Source organism: Sinorhizobium numidicum (assembly GCF_029892045.1).
GTDB classification, from domain to species: domain Bacteria; phylum Pseudomonadota; class Alphaproteobacteria; order Rhizobiales; family Rhizobiaceae; genus Sinorhizobium; species Sinorhizobium numidicum.
Genome location: NZ_CP120368.1, coordinates 2,589,699 through 2,611,614, shown reverse-complemented (window position 1 = coordinate 2,611,614; position 21,916 = coordinate 2,589,699). Strand labels below are relative to the sequence as shown.

The window sequence follows — 21,916 nt, the reverse complement described above, 5'->3', positions numbered from 1 at the left end:
TGAGCTATTCACTCATGATTATTGTGCGTGCAAGGTTTTTATGAGTCCAAGACTCATGTTTTAAAATTTGTGGGAAATGGGCAACAGGGCGTCGGGCCATCGGCGGCGGCTGGAAAAATCAAGCCTTCGGCAGGTTTCGTCCGTCGAAGGGCGAAGCAGGCGATATGCTCCTCATCCGCCCTGCCGGCACCTTCTCCCGTTCTGATGGGGAGAAGATGACTCGCCGCCAGCTCGCCATTTCCTTTCACCGCGTGCGGCTACGCGGAGAAGGGGGAGAACTCACCCCTATGCCGAGCTTGCGGGAGTGGGGACTGAAGGGTTGCCGCGCGTCCCCTTCGCCCCGCGTGCGGGGAGAAGGGCGGGAAGAGCGACGATCGGTGCCCGTCAGCCGTGGTTGATCATGATGTGGCGAACGGCGGTGTAGTCCTCCAGCGCGTAGACCGACATGTCCTTGCCGTAGCCCGACTGCTTGACGCCGCCATGCGGCATTTCGTTGGTCAGCATGAAATGGGTGTTGATCCAGGTGCAGCCGTATTGCAGGCGTGACGCCGCCTTCATCGCCTTGGAGATGTCCTTCGTCCAGACCGAGGAGGCGAGGCCATAGTCGCTGTCGTTCGCCCAGGCGACGGCATCGTCCTTGTCGGTAAAGCGCGTCACCGAGACCACGGGGCCGAAGACCTCGCGGCGGACGATCTCGTCTTCCTGCGTGGCACCGGCAACGACCGTCGGCTGGAAGAAGAAGCCGTCTGTGCTGCCGAGCGCGCCGCCGGTAGTGATCTCTATATGCTTCTGATCGGCAGCCCTCTCGACAAAGCTTGCGACGCGATCGCGCTGGCGGCTGGAGATCAGTGGACCGATCTCGTTCTCGGTGTCCTCGGCGAGATTGTAGCGAATCGTCGAAACGGCGGCGGTGAGATCGGCGACCAGTTTGTCATAGATGCCGGCCTCGGCATAGATCCGGCAGGCGGCGGTGCAATCCTGGCCGGCATTGTAGTAGCCGAAGGTGCGGATGCCGTTGACGACCGCCTCGAGATCGGCGTCGTCATGAACGATGACCGGTGCCTTGCCGCCGAGTTCGAGATGGGTGCGCTTTACCGTCTTGGCGGCGGCGGTGAGCACCTTCTTGCCCGTGGCGATGTCGCCGGTGATCGAGACCATTGAGACCTTGGGGTGGTTTATCAGCGCGTTGCCGACCGTCTCGCCGCGGCCGGTGATGACGTTGACGACGCCTTCCGGCAGAATATCGGCGAGCAGCCGCGCGAGTTTAAGCGCCGTCAGCGGCGTCTGTTCCGACGGCTTGAAGACGACCGTGTTGCCGCCGGCGATCGCCGGCGCCAGTTTCCAGGCCATCATCATCAGCGGATAGTTCCACGGGGCGATCGACCCGACGATGCCGATCGCGTCGCGGCGGATCATCGAGGTGTGGCCCGGCAGGTACTCGCCGGCCGTCGGCGCATGAAGGTTGCGCACCGCGCCGGCGAAGAAGCGCCAGCAATCGATGATCGCCGGCAGTTCGTCGTTCTTCACCGCGTTGATAGGCTTCCCGCAATTCAGCGCTTCGAGCGCCGCGAAGGCGTCGGCGTTTTTCTCGATCGCATCGGCGATCTTAAGCAGATGGCCGGAGCGTTCGGCGGGCGTCGTCTGTGACCAGGTGACGAACGCCTGCTCCGCGGCGTCCACGGCGGCGTCGATCTGTGCGTGGGAGGCTTCGGCGAGATCGATGATCTTGGCGCCCGTCCTTGGGTTCAGGATGTGCTCCTCGGCCTCGGTCCCGGCCTCGAAGCGGGATCCGATCAAGAGTTGGGTGTCCATATCTGTTCTCCCTTCATGTTCCATATCATTTGCCGGCGCCGGCGATCTGGTTGCCGTCGCGGGTGAGGTAGTAGGCGCCGAGGATCGGCAAAAAGGTGACGAGCACGACGATCATCGCGACGACATTTGTGACGGGGCGCTGGCGCGGTCGGATCAGTTCTTCCAGCATCCAGATCGGCAGTGTCGATTGTTGGCCGGCGGTGAAGGTCGTGACGATCACCTCGTCGAAGGAGAGCGCGAAGGCGAGCATGCCGCCGGCAAGGAGCGCCGTGCCGATGTTCGGCAGGATCACATAGCGGAAGGTCTGGAAGCCATCGGCGCCGAGATCCATCGAGGCTTCGATCAGCGAGCCGGAAATCCGCCGGAAGCGTGCGACCGCATTGTTGTAGACGACGACGATGCAGAAGGTCGCGTGGCCAAGGACGATCGTCCAGAAGGAGAACGGGATGTCCGCCATCGAGAAGGCAGAGCGAAGCGCGATGCCGGTGATGATGCCGGGCAGCGCGATCGGCAGGATGACGAGCAGCGAGATCGTTTCGCGGCCGAAGAAGCGGGTCTGGCTGACCGCGGCGGCGCAGAGCGTGCCGAGCACGAGCGAGACGGCCGTGGCGATCGAGGCGACCCTGACCGAGAAGGTGAGCGCCGCCCAGACGTCCGGCCGGTTCCAAGCGGCCGCGAACCATTGTGTGGTCAGGCCGGGCGGCGGGAACTGGTAGCTCTTTTCCTCCGTCGTGAAGGCATAGAGGAATATCAGGAGGATCGGCAGATGCATGAAAGCGAGGCCGGAGGCGGCGGCGATCTTCAGGCCGAAGGGAGCGCGATATGATTTCTCAGAGCGCATCGAAGGCTCCCATTCGTTTGGCCATCCAGAGATAGGCGCCCATGATGACGATCGGCACGACCGTGAAGGCGGCGGCAAGCGGAATATTGCCGGCGGTACCCTGCTGGGCATAGACGGCCTGCCCGATGAAGAGCCGCGACGAGCCGATGATCTGCGGAATGATGTAGTCGCCGAGCGTCAGCGAGAAGGTGAAGATCGAGCCTGCGACGATGCCGGGCAGCGCCAGCGGGAAAACGACATAGCGGAAGGTCTGGGCCGGCGTGCCGCCGAGATCCGAGGAGGCCTCGATCAGGTTGGTCGGCACGCGCTCCAGCGCCGCCTGGATCGGCAGGATCATGAACGGCATCCAGACATAGACGAAGACGATGAAGGTGCCGGTATAGCTGATCGACAGCGAATTGCCGCCGACGACGGGGAGCGCCAGCCAGGCCTCGAGTAGCCATAGAAGGTTCAGCTTCTCGAGGAACCAGGTGAGAATGCCTTCCTTGGCGAGGATCAGCTTCCAGGCGTAGACCTTGACGAGATAGCTCGACCAGAGCGGCAGCATGACGCCGAGATAGAACAGCGCCTTCCATTTCCCACGAGCGTAGCGGGCGGCGTAGTAGGCGATGGGAAAGGCGATAAGCGCCGAAGCGAGCGTCACGATGGCCGCCATCGCCACCGTACGGATGATGATGTCGAGATTGGTTTCGCTGAGGAGCTGCCGATACGTGGCGAGCGTGAATTCGTAGTTGATGAGGCCGGAAAAATCGTCGATCGAAAAGAAGCTCTGCAGGAGGAGTGCGAAGAGTGATCCCAGATAGACGATCCCGAGCCAGAGCAGCGGCGGCCCGAGCAGCACCGCCAGGAGCACATGTGGATGCCGCCAGAAAAAGTCCGACAGGCGACCGGCCGTGCCGCGGCGTTCCGGAAGGACGAAGCTTTCGGCGACGATCGTCATGCGTCCTCCATCGGGTGAAGGTCGCGCGGTGCGAAGCTAATCGTCACCGGACTGCCGACGGCGGGGACCGCGTGCGCGGCGGGACTTGCGACGGCGATGCGCGCACCCTCGACATCGACAACGATGCGGTTGGTCGCGCCAAGGAAGCTTTGCGCAGCGACGGTGCCGGAGAGGGCGATGGCGCCATCATGCGGCGCGGCGATAGCGATCGCCTCCGGCCGCAGACTGGCGAAGGGCGCCTTGAGGCCGAGCTTTTGGCAGAGTTTCGCCGAGAGCACGTTGGACGAGCCGACGAAATCGGCAACGAAGCGGGTCTTCGGCTGATTGTAGACCTCTTCCGGACTGCCGAGCTGCTGGATGCGTCCCTCATTGAAGACGGCAATCCGGTCGGCCATCGAGAGTGCCTCGCCCTGGTCGTGGGTGACGAAGACGAAAGTGATGCCGAGTGATTTCTGCAGGCTCTTCAATTCTTCCTGCATCTGTTCGCGCAGCTTGAGATCGAGCGCGCCCAAGGGTTCGTCGAGGAGCAAGACCTTTGGTTTGTTTACGAGCGCGCGGGCGAGCGCGACGCGCTGGCGCTGGCCGCCGGAAAGCTGGCCCGGCCGGCGCGTGCCGTAGCCCGGCAGCTTGACCATGGCGAGCGCGTCCTCGGCCGCCCTCCGCCTTTCCTCGCGGCCGATACCCTTGACCATCAGGCCGTAGGCGACGTTTTCGAGAATGGAGAGGTGCGGGAAGAGGGCGTAGTCCTGGAATACGGTGTTGACGCTGCGGCGATAGGGCGGCACGCCTTCCGCCGTCTCGCCGAAGATTTCGATATGGCCGTGGGTGGGTTGCTCGAAACCGGCCATCAGCCTGAGGCAGGTCGTCTTGCCGGAGCCGGAGGGACCGAGCATCGCGAAGAATTCGCCCTCGGCGATCTGCAGGTTCACGCGGTCGACGGCGCGCACGGCGCCGAAATGGCGGGAAACATTGTCGAAGAGGACGGCGGTGGTCATAGAAATACTCCAGATGGATTGCCCCTCCTCCGCGCTGCCATGCACCTTCTCCCCGCAGGCGGGAAGAAGGGGACTAGCGGCGGCGCCTCACTAAAAAGCCACGCGACACGAGCGCCTTGGCGGAGGCTTTGCTCCTCCCGGCAAGCGGGGAGAGGATTAGGGTGAGGGGCGTGCTTGCGATGCGGCTGGGCCTACCGCCCGCCGATCACGCCGATATAGTCCGAGACCCAGCGGTGATAGGGCACGCACTCGCCCTGGCTCTCGCATTTCGTCACCGGCGTCTTCCAGAACTTGACCTTCTCGAAGTCATCGTAGCCGTTGGTCTTGCAGCCCTCATCGGTCAGAAGCTCGTTGCCCTTGCAGGCAGCGCCGACGGAGGGGTTCGCTCCAAACCAGGCGGAAACATCGCCCTGGACCTTCGGCGAGAGCGAATGCTCCATCCACATATAGGCGCAGTTCGGATGTTCGCTTTCGGCATGCAGCATGGTCGTATCGGCCCAGCCCGTCACGCCTTCTTCCGGGATCACCGAATCGATCGGCAGCTTCTCCGCCTGCATCAGATTGACCTGGAAGGGCCAGGAGCCGGAGGCGACGACGCCCTCGTTCTTGAAGTCGTCGATCTGGATCATCGCGTCGTGCCAGTAGCGGCCGACGAGGGTGCGCTGGGTGCGAAGCAGGTCAAGAGCGGCCTTGTACTGCGCTTCGTTGAGCTCGTAGGGGTCCTTGATGCCGAGCTCGGGCTTGTGCGCCATCAGGTAGTTGGCGGCGTCGGCGACGTGGATCGGACCGTCATAGGCTTGTATCCGGCCCTTGTTCGACTTTCCGTCGGGCAGCTTCATTTCCTCGAAGACGACGTTCCAGCTCTTCGGCGGCTGATCCTTGAAGACCTCCCGGTTGTACATCAGCACATTCGGGCCCCAGACGTAGGGCGTGCCGTAGTGGACGCCGTTGACCGTATGCCAGGGCGCGTTCTGCATGCGCTCGTCGATCGTCTTCCAGCTTGGGATGAGGTCGGTGTTGATCGGCTGGACGCGCTTTCCGGCGACGAGGCGGAGCGAGGCATCACCGGAGGCGGTGACGAGATCAAAGCCTCCTTCGTTCATCAATGCGACCATTTCATCCGACGTTGCGGCGGTCTTGACGCTGACCTTGCAGCCCGTTTTCTTCTCGAAGTCCGTAACCCAGTCGTAGTTCTTGTCGGTTTCGCCGCGTTCGATATAGCCGGCCCAAGCGACGATCGAGAGTTCGCCTTCACCTTTGCCGAGCTCCTTCAGCGGCTCCTGCGCAAGGCTAGGAGCGGCGAGGCCGAGCGAAAGGGTAAGCGCGGTGCAGGATTTCAAGATCTGCTTCATCTGAAGTCTCCCCAGTTTATGCCGCTCGAGCGGCTTTGTTCCCAGGATGAAGCGTGCCTTGGTTTCTCCGTATTCGCAAATTCATTAATCAGAATGGCGTTATCGGTTTTTCCGATGGGTGTGACCTGAAGCAGTTCAGGGTGGCATTTAGCGGGGGCGGGCGCTGCGCAGGGCCTCGGCGATGCCGACGAAATCGCGTGCGGATTGCGGCAGGCTCGAACCCTTGCGCCAGACCATGCCGACCTGCACGACAGGCAGCGCGCCGGAGACATCGCGGCTTTCGATACGGTCGCCTTCGAGCGACCAGGGGCGGTAGACGAGGTCCGGAAGGAGCGCGATGCCGGCGCCGGTCGCCACCAGGCTTCGGACCGCTTCGACCGATCGGGTGCGGAAGGCGACATGGGGGCGTGCACCCAAGGCCGTCAGCAGCTTGCCGGTGTTTTCCTCGATTTCGTCCACCGTCAGCATGATCAGCGGCTCCTTGGCGATATCCTCGACCGAGATGATATCGGCGCTCACGAGTGGATGGCCGATCGGCAGCCAGAGGCGGTAGGGCGAGGTCTCGAGAATTTCCGCCTGCAGCGCCATGCGGTCGCGCAGGTTGGAGATGACCATGACCGCGACGTCGAGCTCGCCGCCGATCAGCAGATGTTCGAGATAGGAGCCGTTATCCTCGATGGCGCTCACTTCGACGCCGGGGCAGGCGCGGCGATAGCGGGCGAGGAGGTCGGAGAGCACGTAGCCGGCGACGAGCGAAGTAACGCCGAGATTGAGCCTGCCGCCGCGTTCCTCGCGGCTGTCGGAAAAGCTGCGCCGTGCATCGGAAACATCGGCGAGGATCTTCGTCGCATGGCGCAGGAACTGGTGGCCGTTGTGAGTGATCGACAGCCCGCGCGGATGACGATCGAAGAGTTCGACGCCGAGATCGGTTTCCAGCTCTTTGATCGCTTCCGTGATCGAAGACTGCGAAATCGAAAGATTCTGCGCCGCGCGTGTGACCGAGCCCTGTTCTGCGACGGCGATGAAGTACTGCAACTGCCGGAGTGTGAATGCCATGGCGAGAGTTAACACCGGGGTCGAAGCCGATGGCAAGCGAAGTGACGTGGAGCGCCATGGCTTGGCGCATTTTGTAGTGCGTGCGGCCGTGCCGATGGTAAGCTTTTTACCAGGAGAGCAGGATGGATTCGAAAGTATCAAGACCGATGCCGACCGAGGCCGGTATTCTCGCCTTTCATGAGCGCTGCAAGGCGTTCTATCCCGCTGACGCGGTCTACGCCTCCGTCAATCAGCAACGCCGCTGGTACGACGCGCTTTGCGCCGAGTTCGATGCGCCGTCGCCGGAAGGTTTGACGCGGCGGGACGATCGGCTGGCTGGGCGCATTCCGGTCAGGCACTATCGGCCGGCGGCGGTCGCGACCGACACGCGCATCTTCTATATCCATGGCGGCGGCTTCGTCGTCGGCTCGCTCGAAAGCCATGACGCAATCTGTGCCGAGCTTGCCGATGGGGCGCGCGCCGAACTGGTGTCGGTCGATTATCGATTGGCGCCGGAGCATGTCTGGCCCGCGGCTTTTGACGATTGTTACGCGGTGCTCGAAGCGCTTCTCTCCGATGGCCGGCAGGTGGTTGTCGCTGGCGACAGTGCCGGCGGCAATCTCGCTGCCGGCGCGGTGCTCAAGGCGAGGGCCGAGGGGCTTTCCGGCGTCGTCGGCCAAGTGCTGATCTATCCCGGCCTCGGCGGCGATCTCGTCGGCGGCTCTTATGTGGAGATGGCGGAAGCGCCGGGACTTTCGACGGGTGATGTCGGCTACTACCGTGAGGTGCTGAAGGCGCCCGCGGGCAACGTGTTCGCCTGTCCCTTGAAAGCCGACGATCTTTCCGGACTGCCACCGGCCTACATCACCGGCGCGCATTTTGATCCCTTGCGGGACGACGCGCGTACCTACGCCGCGCGGCTCGCGCAAGCGGGGGTCGACGTCACCTTTCGCGAGGAACCGCAGATGATCCATGCCTGGCTGAGGGCGCGGCATATGAGTCCCGGCGCAAGGGAAGGATTCTATCATCTCGTCCATGGCGTGGCGCGACTGGTAGGGACAGCATGAGGAGCGGCAAGAAATGAGTGGAGAAACCGATCTCGCCCGCCTGCTGGCGGAGATGAACCCGATTCTGCGCGAAGGCGAATACGTCTACTGCACGGTAGAGGGCGACGCCGCGCCCTGGCTTGCACTTGAGCCGATCGGCACTTTCCGTGAAGCTGAAGGCCTGACGCTTATCCTCGAAAGATGGCGGGCGGATGAGGCCGGGCTTCCTTATGGGCCGGTCCTGCGGCTTATCACGCTCAGCGTTCATTCAGCGCTCGAGGCCGTCGGCCTGACAGCGGCAGTTTCGGAAGCGCTGACCAGCGCCAGCGTCAGCGCCAATGTCGTCGCCGCCTTTTACCACGACCACATTTTCGTGCCAGCGGCAGATGCCGAGCGGGCGCTTGAAGCGCTGAAGACGCTGAGCCCCGTGTAGGTGGGAATGAGGCACGGTGGACTTGTTCGGATTGCCCTCACCCTACAGCGCCGTGCGTCTTTTCAGACGCACAAAGGTCGCTGTAGCACTTTGAATTGCTGCATGTTTTTGTCCTTAAATCGGCTCCGATTTAAAGATACATGCAGTAGCCCTCTCCCTATAGGCGGGGAGAGGGGACACTGTAGCGGCCGGACCCGCTCCTTCAACTCCACTCTTCACCGGCGACCTCGTCTCCTCTCCCCCGTTTGGGAGAGGGTTGAGGTGAGGGGCAGTTGGGTGAGCGGGATGAGCGATCCGCGCCATCTGATCGCCTACATCAGATCGCGCCTGATGCGCTTTTCGAAGGACTTCTCGAAAATCTTCTCTTCGCCCTCGAAAGCCTCGACTTTTGCCGAGGTGATCCATTCGGCTGCCGTGCAGGCCAACCGCGAGGTCGAGACGGTCTTGACCGACTGGCGGCCGCGGCGCGCGATGCAGGTCCAGGTGGAAAGGCCCGCCATCGAATGCGGATCGCCAGGCGCGATCGACCAGGTTTCGTCGCGGATATCCTGAGTCGCATTGCCGGTGCCGGGATGTTCTACGAGCCCGGTGTCTTCGTAGATCCGATAGTGGGTCACGCCCTTCGTCATATCGCGTTCGACCGTCCGGTGCGTCACCGGCGGCGAATGCTCGATATAGTGGGGCAGCGGATCGGGATTTGCCGGCTGCGGCACGACGATTTCGCGGTGGTCGCCGAGGAGCGGCAGCGACAGCGATAGGCTGGCGGTGTCGATCGTCAGGCCGGGATCGGTCGGCGGCGGCAGGATCATCGGCCAGTAGGAGGTCGACAGCGACAGCCGGATACGGTGACCCGGGCGGAAGCGATAGCCGCAGGCGTCGAGCACCAGCGTGACGCGCGTCTTCCGGTTTTTCTCCATCGGCAGCGGTTTCGCATTGCCGTTGCGATGGGCGAGGTTGAGGACGCCGAAGGCGACGCGCGTCGCCGTGCCGTCGGGGTGGATATCGACGAGCCGTGCGACGAGGTTGGCCGTGTCAGCACTGCAGGACACGTCGAGGCTGACGGCCGGCTGTCCGAGATAATCCTCTGCTTCAAGCAAGGGATGCGTCTCGAACGTGAGCGAGCCCGCGTCGTCGATGCGCTGGTCGCCCGCCATTTCCGCATCAGGCTTCAGCGTGAAGTATTCGCCGGCGGCGGTGCCGGTGTCGAGCGGCGACCGCAGATAGACGTCGCCGGTCCCTTTCGCGAAAGAAGCGGCGGCGCTGAGGTGGCCATCGCCCGTGACCGAGAAGCTGCGCATCTCGGGCGCCGACCAGACATCCTTGGCGATCCACCGGCCGGGGTCTGCCTCGCGCCGGAGCGCGGGTCTTGGCCCGTCGAGAATATAGGCGCGCATCTGCGGCAGCTGGTCCGCATCGGTTTTCTCGTCGCGCAGCCAGCGGTTCCACCAGCGGATCGCTTCGTTGTGGAAATCCGCCCGCGGCTTCGGCCAGGCAAAATGCGGGTATTTGTGAACCCAGGGGCCGATCAGCGCCTTGGCCTTGCTGCGCAAGCCTTCGAGCGCCTTGATCGGCGTATTGCGATAGCCGTCCGCCCAGCCGGCTATGACCAGCGCGGGGATCGGAAAGCCGTCGAAATCCTCGCATATCGAGCCGTGGCGCCAGAAATCATCGCGGCGCTGATGTTCGAGCCATTTCTCCAGGAAGAAAGGCTCGTTCTCCAACCGCTCCAGCCACATCTCCCGCCAGCGGTCGCCGACGAGTTCGGGATCGGGCGAGCGCGACTGGTAGGCGAGCATGGTCGCCGCCCAGGAGAGTTGCGCCGAGAGGTGGCAGCCGTTCTTGTAATGGATGTCGTCATTGTAGCGATCGACGGTCGAGGCGATCGAGACCACGGCCTTCAGCGCCGGCGGCTTGAGGGCGGCCACCTGCAGGCAGTTGAAGCCGCCCCAGGAAATCCCCATCATGCCGACTTTGCCGTTGGACCAGGGCTGCGCCGCGATCCATTCGATGATCTCGCAGCCATCGGACAGTTCGCGCGGCGTATATTCGCCGTCGATCACGCCTTCGGATTCGCCGGAGCCGCGGATATCGACGCGAACGCCGGCGATACCGGCAGCGGCAAAAACGGGGTAGGTGGACTCATCGCGGGCGCAGGTGCCGTCGCGCTTGCGATAGGGCAGGTATTCGAGCACCGCCGGTACCGGGCTCTGCTCGGTGCCCTCGGGCATCCAGATGCGCGCGGCAAGCCGCGTCCCATCCTTGAGGGTGATCCATTCGTTTTCGATGACGGTGAAGTTGCGATCGGCCATTTTGCCCGCCTCCCCATCCATTCTCAACTGTCGAACCAGACGCGGCTTGCCACGTAACCGTTCGAAAGGTCGTTGCCGATATCGTGCACGAAGCCCTTCAGTGAAGCGGAGGCGGCGTTCACATAGTCGTTGAAGACCGGCAGGATAAGGCCGCCTTCGTCGCGCACCATCAGAGCCATGGTATGATAGAGGTCCTTACGCTTCCCCTCGTCAAGTTCGGAGCGCGCTTTCAGCAGCAGTTTGTCGAAATCTTCACGCTTGAAGCGCGTATCGTTCCATTCGGCGCTCGAAAGATAGGAGGTCGAATAGCGCGAATCCTGCGTCGGCCGACCGCCCCAATAGGAGGCGCAGAACGGCTGGACGTTCCAGACGTTGGTCCAGTAGCCATCCTCGGGTTCGCGCCTGATCTCGAGCTCGATGCCGGCCTTGCGGGCACTTTCCTGAAAGAGGACGGCGGCGTCGACCGCACCCGGGAATGCGGCATCTGAGGTGCGCAGCAGGATCGGCCGGTCATGGCCGGACTTCTTGTAGTGAAAGGCGGCCTTCTCCGGATCATAGGCGCGTTGCTCGATGCCTTCCGGCGCCAGCGCGTAGTTTTCGTTGACCGGATAATCGTTGCCAAGCTTGCCGTAGCCGCCAAGTACCCGGTCAAGAATGGTCTCACGGTCGATCGCATATTTCAGTGCATGCCTCAGATCGTTGTTGTCGAAGGGGGCCGTGTCGCAATGCATCAGGAAGCTGTAAAAGCCCTTGCCCGCGGTCTGAAGTATCTGGACGCGCGGAGCGCGCTTCAGAAGCGGCACAGTTTTCGGGTCGACGTTGTTGATGAAATGCACCTGGCCGGAGGAAAGCGCTGCCACGCGTGCCGTGGTATCGTTCATGACGATGACCTCGACGCTATCGACATAGCCGCGGTCAGAGCGCCAGTCGGCGGTGTTTTTCTCGAATGTCGCTCGGATGCCGGCCTCGTAGCTTGCGAGCTTGTATGGACCGGTACCGATCGGCGAGGCGGGATTGCCGATGCCGCCGCCGGGCTGGATGATCAGGTGGTAATCGGTGAGCAGCAGCGGCAGGTCCGCATTGCCTTCCGTCAAGGTCAGCACCAGATCGCCGGCTTTTTCCTCGATCGCCTTGATCGAGCGCATGAGACCGAGGGCGCCTGACTTGGAACCCTCGTCCGAATGCCGCTTCAGCGTTGCGACTACGTCTGCGGCGGTCAGCTTGCTGCCGTCATGGAAGGAGATGTCGTTGCGTATTTTGAGCGTCCACACGGAAGCGTCGGCGGACGGTTCCCAGGAGGAGGCGATCGAGGGCAGGGGCGCTCCGGTCACCGGATCGGATTCGACGAGCTTGTCGCCCCAGAGGTGGCCGATCACGAAGGAGACCGAGCCACTGTAAGCGGCGGGATCGAGGGAATCGGTCGTCGCGCCACCCTTGAGGCCGAGCTTCAGATGGCCGCCGCGCTTTGGCGCCTGCGCCCGTGCTTCGCCTGCCGCCATCGTTCCGCCGAAACCGGCGGTGAGGCCGAGTGCTGCCGTGCCCGCCAGGAAGCCGCGGCGGTTGATGCCGGCTGGAACGATCAGGCCGTCGGGACGCTTCGTGAATTCGGTCATTTCAAGGTTCCCTTTGTGTGTTGTTTCGAGTGAAAACCTAGAGCTTGCCCGGCACGACGCAATTTCGCGACTTGACGCTATCTTTCGCTAGTTTACGCTACCCGAATTCATGTTTCGGGAACCGGACGTGCAGCACGACCAGACATTCGTCGCCAATCTGCGCTTCGCCTGCGCAACACGGCGCTCGATCTCGCAGATCTGTCGCGAGATCGGCATCAATCGGCAGCAGTTCAACCGCTATATAAACGGCGAGGCGCGGCCGTCGGCGCACAATGTCGCCCGGATCGCCGCCTTCTTCGGACTTGATGCCGAGGATTTCGTGCTGGCGCCACATGCGTTTCAGGCGCGGATGAAGCGACCTAACCGGCGGTCTTCAAATGGAGGGCTTTTGCTGGACGGATTGCCGGGTGATCTGGCGGCGCTTCGCCGGCACCTCGGTTTTTACCAGACCTATCATATTTCGCCGTCCTGGCGGGGACTTGTCGTCTGCTCCTGCGCCAGGCTCTCCGAAGAAAACGGCTCCGTCCACGTCAAATCGATCGAGCGCATCGACGATGCGACGAACGAAATCCGTCAATTCTCCAAATACGTGGGGCTGGCGGCCTTCTGGCGAAACCGGATCTTCATCACCGAGCGCAGTGTCGGCCGCGAACCGATGATGTCGCAAACAATCCTGATGCCATTCGAGGTGCATCAGCGCGTTTATTTGCGCGGGACGACCATGGGGGTTTCCTGGCGAAAGGAGAACCTGCCCTACGCGTCGCGCATGATCTGGCGCCATATCGGACAGAATCCGGAAAAGCGCCAGATGCTATCGCGTTGCGGCGTGCTCTCCTTCAGTTCGCGGCAGTTGCCTGCGACCGTGCGCGACTTTCTCCAGAGGCCGTCGGCGGACGTACTGACCGTAACGGCGGAATTCTGAGCACCGACGGAATTTCGGTGTCAGTTCCCCGCACTCGCCATGCGCCGTGTCTTGAGCACCTTTTCAAGCCAACCGATTTCCATCTCCGGCACCGATTTAAGCAGCAGGTCGGTATAGTCGTCGAAGGGCGGCGAGAGCACCTTCGACTTCGGTCCGAACCGCACCAGGCGGCCGCGATGCATGACGGCGACGCTGTCGGCGATGGCGCGGACGATGGCGATGTCATGAGTGATGAAGACATAGGAAACAGCGGTTTCCTCCTGAAGCTTCATAAGCAGATTCAGGATGCCTTCCGCCACCAGCGGATCGAGCGCCGAGGTCGGCTCGTCACAGAGGATAAGTTCGGGCTCCGCCGCAAGTGCCCGGGCGATGGCAACGCGCTGCTTCTGGCCGCCGGAAAGCTCGGCCGGATAGCGATCGAGGAAGCGTGGCCCCATCTCGATCTGGTCGAGCAATTCCCTGACCCGCTCCGTCTTCTTCGCGCCTCGCATACCGAAGTAAAAGGAGAGCGGCCGACCGACGATGTCGCGCACGGTCTGGCGCGGGTTCATCGCCGTGTCCGCCATCTGATAGATCATCTGGATCCGACGCAGTTCGTCGTTCGTCCGGCCCTTGAGCGCTCTCGGAAGTTCCTTGCCTTCGAAGGTGATCCGGCCCTCGCTTGGCGGCAGCAGTCCGGTGATGACACGCGCGAGCGTCGACTTGCCGGAACCGGATTCGCCGACGATCGCCAGCGTCTGACCCTTCGGCAGGTGCATGGAGACATCGTGCAGCACCTTGAAACCATTGGCATAGCCTGCATGGACATGCTCGATCCGGAGGAGCGCACCCGATTGGTCCGGCGCCTCGTCGCGCTTCGTCTGTCGAACGCTGACGAGTGCGCGGGTGTAGTCTTCCCGCGGCGCCTCGATCACCTGCTTGGTCGTACCGTATTCGACGGTCTTGCCGTGACGGAGCACCATGATGTCGTCGGAGATCTGGGCAACCACCGCGAGATCGTGGGTAATGTAGAGGGCTGCAGTGTTGGTCTCCTCGATCGCATGCTTGATCGCGGCAAGCACATCGATCTGCGTCGTCACATCGAGCGCCGTGGTCGGCTCGTCGAAGACGATCAATTCAGGGTTCGGGCAGAGTGCCATCGCGGTCATCGCGCGCTGCAACTGACCGCCGGAAACCTGATGGGGGTAGCGGTCGCCGAAAGTTTCGGGATTGGGCAGGCCGAGCACCCGGAAGAGATAGAGCGCGCGATTCTTTGCCTCCTCCCGGGTCATGAGGCCATGCCGCACCGATGCCTCGATCACCTGATCGCCGAGCTTGTGGGCCGGGTTGAAGGCGGCCGCGGCGGATTGCGCGACGTAGCAGACATGAGCGCCGCGAACCATGTTGATGCCGGCGCGGTCGAGCTTGAGGGTGTCCTTGCCGTTGAGCAGCACCTCGCCGCCGGTAATCCGGACGCCGCCGCGGCCATAGGCGAGCGCAGAGAGGCCGATCGTCGACTTGCCGGCGCCGGATTCACCGATGAGGCCCAGCACCTTGCCCTTCTGCAGGTCGAAGGAGACGCCTTCGACCAGCGTCACGACCTTCGGCGGTTCGCCCGGCGGATAGCTGGTCGCCTCGATCTTCAGGTTCTTGACGGAAAGCAGCTCAGGCATCGCCGCGTCCTCCCTTAAGGCTCGAGGTTCGCTTCATCAGCCAGTCGACGACAAGGTTGACGCAGATGGCGAGCGTCGCGATCGCGGCGCCCGGCACGAGAGCGGCCGAAATGCCGAAGATGATGCCGTCCTTGTTGTCCTTCACCATGCCGCCCCAGTCGGCGGCCGGCGGCTGGATACCAAGGCCGAGGAAGGAGAGGGTGGAGAGGAACAGGATCGAGAAGGCAAAGCGCAGGCCGAATTCGGCGAGCAGCGGCGACAGCGTGTTCGGCAGGATTTCACGGAAGATGATCCAGAGGCTGCCTTCGCCGCGCAGCCGCGCCGCCTCGACGAATTCCATCACCGCCACATCGAGCGCGACGGCGCGGCCGATGCGAAAGACACGGGTGGAGTCGAGCACGGCCATGACGAGGATCAGGATCCACAGATGCTGCGGCAGCACGGCGAGGACGACCAGGGCGAAGATCAGCGTCGGGATCGCCATCATCAGGTCGTTGAAACGCGAAAAGAGCTGGTCGACGAAGCCGCCCATCACCGCGGCTGCGAAGCTCAAGATCATGCCGAGGCAGAAGGAGAGGACGGTTGCCGCCAGCGCCACGAGGATGGTGGTGCGCGCGCCATAGATCAGGCGCGAGAGCAGGTCGCGCCCGAGATTGTCGGTGCCGAGCAGGAAATCGCCGCCCGCCGGCAGCCAGATCTCGCCGACAACGTCCCTTTCGCCATAGGGGGCGATCAAGGGGGCGAAGATCGCGCAGAGAATGGCGATGGCGATGCCGACGATGCCGACCCAGGCGCTTATGGGGATGGATCTCAGATTCATCGCGGGTGCCTCAGTCTCGGGTTGGCGAGAATGGCGAGAATATCGGCCGCCATGTTGAGGAAGATGTAGAAGGCTGCAAAGATCAGTCCGCAGGCCTGAACGACGGGCATGTCGCGCACCGTCACGGCGTCCACCATGTATTGCCCCATGCCGGGATAGACGAAGACGACTTCGACGACGACGACGCCGACGACCAGATAGGCGAGGTTCAGCGCGATGACGTTGATGACCGGCGCCACGGCATTGGGAGCAGCGTGGCGAGCGATAATGCGGAAGGTGCCGAGGCCCTTGAGCTCGGCGGTCTCGACATAGGCCGACGACATGACGTTGAGGATCGCCGCCCGCGTCATGCGCATCATGTGCGCGAGGACGACAAGCACGAGGGTTGCGACCGGAAGGGCGATCGCAGACAGCCGCTCGCCCAAGGACATGCTGTCGTAGACGGTCGCCGGGAACGTCGCCACTCCCCATTGGACGGCGAAGAACATGATCAGCAGGTAGCCAATGAAGAATTCAGGCAGCGAGATCGCCGCAAGCGATATCACGTTGATGATCTTGTCGGGCATTCGGTTGCGGAATTGCACCGCGAGCATGCCGAGCCCGACGGCGAGCGGTACGGAGATGAGCGCCGCGAAGAAGGCGAGGAACAGCGAATTGCCGAGGCGATTGCCGATCTGCTCGCTGACGGAGTTCTTGCTCGCCCAGGAGGTGCCGAAGTCACCCTGGACGGCCCCGCCGAGCCACGTGAGATAGCGCTCGCTCCACGGCCGGTCAAGGCCGAGGTCCTTGCGGATGTTCTCGACCGCCTGCGGCGTCGCCGACTGGCCGAGATAGGTGGTCGCGAAATCTCCGGGCAGTGCTTCGATGCCGCCGAAAATCATCAGCGATACCGCGAAGAGAAGCCCGACGCTGAGACCGAGGCGCTGAAGGATCAGCGCCGCGAGGGGACGGCGAAAGGCGAACCGCCGCCAGAAAGTGCCACCGATCCCGCCGCTGGCGGCGGTGGGGCTGGGTTTTGCTGGTACTCCGGAAAGGTCGGCGGACCGCAGGTTTGCCTCCCCTGCGATCCCGTCCGTCACCACCGGACCAGTGATCGGTCCGCTTTCCATCATCAGGCGTCCAGCCACACCCGGGTCGCGACATAGCCGTTCGACATGTCGTTGCCGATGTCGTGGACGTAGCCCTTCACCTGCTTGCCGGCGGCGTTCACGAAGTCGTTGAACATCGGCAGGATCAGGCCGCCTTCATCGCGCACCATCATCGCCATGGTGCGGTACATCTCCTTGCGCTTGGTCTCGTCCAGTTCGGAGCGGGCCTCGAGCAGGATCTTGTCAAAGTCGGCGCGGTGGAAGCGGGTGTCGTTCCAGTCGGCGTTCGACAGGTAGGCGGTCGAATACATCTGGTCCTGCGTCGGCCGCCCGCCCCAATAGGAGGTCGAGAAGGGCTGGACGTTCCAGACGTTGGTCCAGTAGCCGTCGCCTGGCTCGCGCTTGACCTCGATCTCGATGCCGGCCTTCCTGGCGCTCTCCTGATAGAGAACCGCCGCATCTACCGCACCCGGGAAGGCGACGTCGGAGGTGCGCAGCAGCACCGAACCGCTATGGCCGGACTTCTTATAGTGGAAAGCGGCCTTGTCGGGATCATAGACGCGTTGCTCGATCCCTTCCGGGAAGAGGGCATAGGTGTCGTTGATCGGAAAATCATTGCCGACCTTGCCGTAGCCACCGAGGATGCGCTGGACCATGGTCTCGCGATCCATCGCCAGTTTCAGCGCCATCCGCAGGTCGTTGTTGTCGAAGGGCGCCGTGTTGCAATGCATGATGAAGACGTAGTGGCCACGCCCGGGCGTATTGAGGATTTCCACCGTCGGCGCCCGCTTCAGGAGGCTGACGGTCTTCGGATCGACGCGGTTGATATAATGCACCTGACCGGACGACAGCGCCGCGATACGCGCCGTCGCGTCGTTCATGGCGATCAGTTCGATCGAATCCACGTAACCCCGGTCCGTCCGCCAATCGTCCGGATTCTTCTCGAAGGTCGCGCGTACGCCCGGCTCGAAGCTCGCAACCTTGTAAGGGCCGGTGCCGATCATCGCATCGGGATTGTCGATGCCGCCGTTCGGCTGGATGATGAGGTGGTAGTCGGTCAAGAGCAGCGGCAGGTCGGCATTGCCTTCCGTCAGCGTCAGCACGAGCTTGTCGCCGTCCGCCTTGATTTCCTTGATCGACTTCATCACGCCGAGCGCGCCCGATTCCGACTTATCATCGGTGTGGCGCTGCAGGGTCTTGATGACGTCGTCGACTGTCAGTTCCTTGCCGTCATGGAACTTGACCCCTTTGCGGATCGTAAAGGTCCAGGTCGCTGCGTCCGCGGAAGGTTCCCAGGATTCGGCAAGCGCCGGCACCGGCGCGCCGGTGGTCGGATGGCTTTCGACGAGCATGTCGCCCCAGTTGCGGCCGACAACGAACATGAACTGCGAGAGGGCCTTTGCCGGGTCCTTCGAGTCCGTCGCTGCGGCACCCTCGAGACCGAGCTTCAGATGGCCGCCGCGCTTCGGCTCCTGCGCAGCAGCGCTGGTCGCAAAGAGTGTGTTTGCCATCGATGCGGCAATGCCGAAAGCCGCCGCGCGTCCGAGAAACTCGCGCCGGTTCATTTTGCCCAGCATGACCTGTCGTGTGAGATAGTCTTTGTAATCGCTCATTCCCCTGTTCCCTTCGTTGTCGGCATTCGCCGTTCATTGTGATTGGTAGAGTGTTCGCGTGCTGCCATCGTTTGGATGGCTCTACAGCGCCGTGCGTCTTTTCAGATGCACAAAGGTCGCTGTAATACTTTGAGTTGCTGCATGTTTTTATCCTTAAATCGGCTCCGATCTAAGGAAGCATGCAGCAGGTCGGCCCGTGGGCCTACCGGTGATCTTGCCTGCTTGTCCCTCCGTTTTCTTGGTGCTTACGGGCGGTACAGCCGTCTCATCCATAAGGCTAACCGCTTGGATGAGGCTTGTAACGTCCTAAATAATAAATCTTTTCCATAAGATGCCTTTATGGAAAGACGAACCCTTCGCGCGCACCGCTGTTCGCGGCGCGCCACGCTGAAATGCCGGTGTTATCCCCGGCTGCAAGAGCCACTCTGCGGCCTCGCGGCGGCTTATCTCAACGTCCCTTCCAAACTGGATCGCGCTTTTCGGCAAAGGCACGCGCGCCCTCCAGTTGGTCTTCGCTCGAATAGAGGATGTCGACCGTCTTGAACTGCCGACGGGTGATCTTGTTCATCGTGGTCTGGAAATCGCGGCCTTCGGCTTCGCGCACCACGTCCTTGATCGCCGCATAGACCAGCGGCGGCCCGCTTTCGAGCAGGCGGGCAAGTTCCCAGGCGCGGTCCATCAATCGGCTTGCCGGCAGGATCTCGTTGACGAAGCCCCAGCGGTTCGCCTCGGCAGCGTCGAGCCAACGCCCGGTCAGCAGCATATCCATGGCGATGTGGTAGGGAATGCGCTTCGGCAGCTTGATCGAAGCGGCATCGGCAAGGGTGCCCGAGCGGATTTCCGGAAGGGCGAAGGTCGCGTGTTCAGCCGCGAGGATAAGGTCGGTCGAAAGCGCGATTTCCAGCCCGCCGCCGCAGCAGATGCCGTTGACGGCCGCGATGATGGGCTTGTTGAGATCGCGCAGTTCCTGAATGCCGCCGAAGCCGCCGACACCATAGTCGCCGTCGACGGCGTCGCCTTCAGCCGCAGCTTTCAGATCCCAGCCGGGGCAGAAGAATTTTTCGCCGGCGCCGGTGAGGATCGCGACGCGGAGGGCAGGATCGTCACGGAAGTCGCGGAAGATTTCGCCCATGATCCTGCTGGTCTTCAGGTCGATGGCGTTGGCCTTCGGCCGGTCGATCGTGACTTCGAGAATACCGCCTTCGCGACGGGTGAGGATCGGTCCGGTCATAGGCGTCATTTCCTCCGGCGGATCAAGGCATCAGCGGCGATGGCTCCATGGCCCTCCGGCAACACCATTATAGGATTGATATCGAGTTCTTCGAGTTTGGAAGCGTTTGCAACGACATAGGATGCCACGGCAGCGACAATTTTGGCGAGCGCCGCGACATCGCCCTTGGGACTCCCGCGATAGCCGCCCAGCAGTTTGCTTATCTTCAGGCTGTTGATCGCCTGGTGGATCGCGTCATCGGATGCAGGCAGCGTCAGGATTGCGGCATCGTCCAGCAGTTCGACAAGGATTCCACCGGCGCCGATGGTCAGCACCGGGCCGGCGACGGGATCGCGCATAGCGCCGATGATCAGTTCCGCGACGGGTTCGGCGATCATCCTCTCCACGAGGTATCCGGAAGCAACGGAGGCCATGCCTTTTGCCGCCGTCAGCACGTCTTCGCGGCATGCGAGATCAAGCCTGACTGCCCCAGCTTCGGTCTTGTGAGAGACACCGAGACCCTTGAGCACGACGGGGAAGCCGAGAGCGTCAGCGGCGTCTGCCGCTTCGATGGCCGTGGCGGCGGCCTTGCCCTGGGGCACCATGACGCCGGCCGCGGAGAGTTCGGCCTTGGCTTCGAACTCGGTCAACGTGACGACGTCGCCGTTTGCGGCTGCGATCTTGAGGAGGGGCGGAGGAACTGGCCTTGCCCAGGCAGCACCGATTTCGGCGGCGGTTTCGGCCGCCGCGAGCGCCTCATCGATGCCGAAGAGGGGCACGACGCCTGCCGCCATCAGCGAAAGAGCGGTTTCTTCCGGCATGTTCTCGCCGAGGCTTGCGACGATGCCCGCAGCCGCTCCCGTGGCCTTCGCCGAGGCAATGACCGCTTCGCAGGTCGTCACCCAATCTTCGGCGCTGCAGCGGTCGAGGCGCGGGAAATCGAGCACGATCAGGTTCAGCGCGTAGCCGCCCTGCATCATGGCGGTGAAGGCGGCGGTCTGTTTATCGCGATTGCCCCAGACGAAGGTGTGATAGTCGAGCGGATTGGCGATCGTCACCATGTCGCCGAGACTTTCCCGCAGAGGTTGGCGCTGTTCCTCCCTGAGCGGGCGGAAGTCGATCTTGCGGCGGACGCCGGCGTCCGCCATCAGCGAGGCTTCGCCGCCGGAACAGCTCATCGAGGAGATTTCAGCGCTGAGGAGCGGGCCGTTGAGGTGCAGCAGCTTCAGCGTTTCGAGCAGCTCCGGCAGCGTGTCGACCCGGCCAATGCCGAGGCGGGCGAGCAGGACCGAGGAGACACGGTCGTTGCCGGCAAGCGATGCGGTATGGGAGACGGTCGCGAGCCGCGCGGCCTCCGACTTGCCGACTTTCAGCGTCACGACAGGTTTCTGCAATTCACGCGCTCGCGCCGCCAACCGCTCCAGCGCCTCGATGCTGTCGAAGCCTTCGATATGCAGGCCGACTGCGGTCACACGCGGGTCTTCGATCACGGCGCAGGCGAGGTCCGAGAGGCCGGTCTGGGCCTGGTTGCCGGCGGTCATGACGTAGGCGAGGGGAAGCCCGCGCTTCTGCATGGAGATGTTGCAGGCGATGTTGGAGGATTGCGTCAGGATTGCCACCCCGCGCTCGACGCGCAGCATGCCGTGCTGATCCGGCCAGAGCAGGGCGCCGTCGAGCATGTTGATAAAGCCATAGCAATTGGGGCCGACGATCGGCATGTCGCCGGCGGCGGCGACCAGCGCCTCCTGCAAGTCGTTGCCATCGGCAAGCTCGCTTGCGGCCTCCCGGAAACCGGAGGCATAGCAGATGGCGCCGCCGGCGCCCCGCACCGAGAGACCGCGAATGATCTCGATCGTGAGCGCCCGGTTGACGCCGACGAAGGAGGCGTCCGGCGCTTCCGGCAGGTCCGCTACCGAGCGGTAGCAGCGACGGCCGAGAATTTCCTCTTCGCGAGGATGAACCGGCCATATATTGCCGGCGAAGCCCATTTTGTCGCATTGCTCGATCACACGACGGGCTTCCTTGCCGCCGAAGACGGCGATGGAGCGGGGCCGGATCAGTCGGTCGAGGGGACGGGGAGTGGAGGTCATTGCGCCGTGCCTTCCCGCTTTGCGGAGCGAAGCCCCTCATCTCGCTGCCGCAACCTCCTCCCAGTAGAGCCGGGAGAAGAAGCCTGCCGCCATCGCTCGCCAGGCCTTACCTTGAGGGGAGGTGCAAGCCGCAGGGTTTCCCTTC

Annotated in this window: 17 protein-coding genes; 3 read left to right on the top strand and 14 right to left on the bottom strand. The window is 62.9% G+C overall.

Features of this window, described 5'->3' with window-relative positions; translation table 11 throughout:
* Window positions 1–384: 384 nt before the first annotated feature.
* From PYH37_RS23705 to PYH37_RS23680, 6 genes are all read right to left on the bottom strand, one after another.
* Window positions 385–1,812 (bottom strand): gamma-aminobutyraldehyde dehydrogenase, encoded by a 1,428-nt coding sequence (locus PYH37_RS23705; protein WP_280733891.1) that lies wholly within the window; start codon window positions 1,810–1,812, stop codon window positions 385–387.
* A gap of 25 nt (window positions 1,813–1,837) precedes the next feature.
* On the bottom strand, window positions 1,838–2,653 hold the full coding sequence (locus tag PYH37_RS23700) for an ABC transporter permease (protein ID WP_280733889.1): 816 nt from the start codon (window positions 2,651–2,653) through the stop codon (window positions 1,838–1,840).
* Window positions 2,643–3,593, bottom strand: coding sequence for an ABC transporter permease (locus PYH37_RS23695; RefSeq protein ID WP_280733888.1), 951 nt, complete (start codon window positions 3,591–3,593; stop codon window positions 2,643–2,645). The genes PYH37_RS23700 and PYH37_RS23695 overlap by 11 nt, the downstream gene beginning before the upstream one ends.
* Window positions 3,590–4,588: an ABC transporter ATP-binding protein gene (locus PYH37_RS23690; protein ID WP_280733887.1), complete on the bottom strand. Its 999-nt coding sequence runs from the start codon at window positions 4,586–4,588 to the stop codon at window positions 3,590–3,592. Before PYH37_RS23690 ends, PYH37_RS23695 begins: the two co-directional genes overlap by 4 nt.
* A gap of 191 nt (window positions 4,589–4,779) precedes the next feature.
* Window positions 4,780–5,940 (bottom strand): ABC transporter substrate-binding protein, encoded by a 1,161-nt coding sequence (locus PYH37_RS23685; protein ID WP_280733886.1) that lies wholly within the window; start codon window positions 5,938–5,940, stop codon window positions 4,780–4,782.
* A 147-nt stretch (window positions 5,941–6,087) separates the two neighbouring features.
* On the bottom strand, window positions 6,088–6,996 hold the full coding sequence (locus PYH37_RS23680; RefSeq protein WP_280733885.1) for a LysR family transcriptional regulator: 909 nt from the start codon (window positions 6,994–6,996) through the stop codon (window positions 6,088–6,090).
* 122 nt (window positions 6,997–7,118) lie between these two features.
* Between PYH37_RS23680 and PYH37_RS23675 the strand changes: the two genes are divergently transcribed.
* Window positions 7,119–8,042, top strand: coding sequence for an alpha/beta hydrolase (locus tag PYH37_RS23675; RefSeq protein ID WP_280733884.1), 924 nt, complete (start codon window positions 7,119–7,121; stop codon window positions 8,040–8,042).
* 13 nt (window positions 8,043–8,055) lie between these two features.
* Entirely contained in the window at window positions 8,056–8,454 is a 399-nt protein-coding gene (locus PYH37_RS23670; protein WP_280733883.1) for an ACT domain-containing protein, read from the top strand.
* A 311-nt stretch (window positions 8,455–8,765) separates the two neighbouring features.
* On the opposite strand, the gene PYH37_RS23665 is transcribed toward PYH37_RS23670, so the two are convergent.
* A complete protein-coding gene (locus tag PYH37_RS23665) occupies window positions 8,766–10,763 on the bottom strand; it encodes a CocE/NonD family hydrolase (RefSeq protein WP_280733882.1) in 1,998 nt (665 codons plus the stop codon).
* 23 nt (window positions 10,764–10,786) lie between these two features.
* The gene (locus PYH37_RS23660; protein WP_280733881.1) at window positions 10,787–12,376 is read right to left on the bottom strand and encodes an ABC transporter substrate-binding protein; all 1,590 of its coding nucleotides are present in this window, start codon (window positions 12,374–12,376) and stop codon (window positions 10,787–10,789) included.
* Window positions 12,377–12,503: 127 nt separating this feature from the next.
* Between PYH37_RS23660 and PYH37_RS23655 the strand changes: the two genes are divergently transcribed.
* Complete coding sequence (locus tag PYH37_RS23655; protein WP_280733879.1) at window positions 12,504–13,298, top strand: helix-turn-helix domain-containing protein; 795 nt, start codon at window positions 12,504–12,506, stop codon at window positions 13,296–13,298.
* Window positions 13,299–13,318: 20 nt separating this feature from the next.
* On the opposite strand, the gene PYH37_RS23650 is transcribed toward PYH37_RS23655, so the two are convergent.
* The 6 genes from PYH37_RS23650 to PYH37_RS23625 all read right to left on the bottom strand — a co-directional run bounded on the left by PYH37_RS23650 (window position 13,319) and on the right by PYH37_RS23625 (window position 21,771).
* Window positions 13,319–14,950, bottom strand: a complete 1,632-nt coding sequence (locus PYH37_RS23650; RefSeq protein ID WP_280733878.1) for an ABC transporter ATP-binding protein — start codon at window positions 14,948–14,950, stop codon at window positions 13,319–13,321.
* The gene (locus tag PYH37_RS23645) at window positions 14,943–15,770 is read right to left on the bottom strand and encodes an ABC transporter permease (protein ID WP_280733877.1); all 828 of its coding nucleotides are present in this window, start codon (window positions 15,768–15,770) and stop codon (window positions 14,943–14,945) included. The genes PYH37_RS23650 and PYH37_RS23645 overlap by 8 nt, the downstream gene beginning before the upstream one ends.
* Complete coding sequence (locus PYH37_RS23640) at window positions 15,767–16,882, bottom strand: ABC transporter permease (RefSeq protein ID WP_280733876.1); 1,116 nt, start codon at window positions 16,880–16,882, stop codon at window positions 15,767–15,769. The genes PYH37_RS23645 and PYH37_RS23640 overlap by 4 nt, the downstream gene beginning before the upstream one ends.
* On the bottom strand, window positions 16,882–18,471 hold the full coding sequence (locus PYH37_RS23635) for an ABC transporter substrate-binding protein (protein ID WP_280733874.1): 1,590 nt from the start codon (window positions 18,469–18,471) through the stop codon (window positions 16,882–16,884). The genes PYH37_RS23640 and PYH37_RS23635 overlap by 1 nt, the downstream gene beginning before the upstream one ends.
* A 448-nt stretch (window positions 18,472–18,919) precedes the next feature.
* On the bottom strand, window positions 18,920–19,702 hold the full coding sequence (locus PYH37_RS23630; RefSeq protein ID WP_280733873.1) for a carnitinyl-CoA dehydratase: 783 nt from the start codon (window positions 19,700–19,702) through the stop codon (window positions 18,920–18,922).
* A 5-nt stretch (window positions 19,703–19,707) separates the two neighbouring features.
* The gene (locus tag PYH37_RS23625) at window positions 19,708–21,771 is read right to left on the bottom strand and encodes an acetate--CoA ligase family protein (RefSeq protein WP_280733872.1); all 2,064 of its coding nucleotides are present in this window, start codon (window positions 21,769–21,771) and stop codon (window positions 19,708–19,710) included.
* Window positions 21,772–21,916 lie beyond the last annotated feature (145 nt).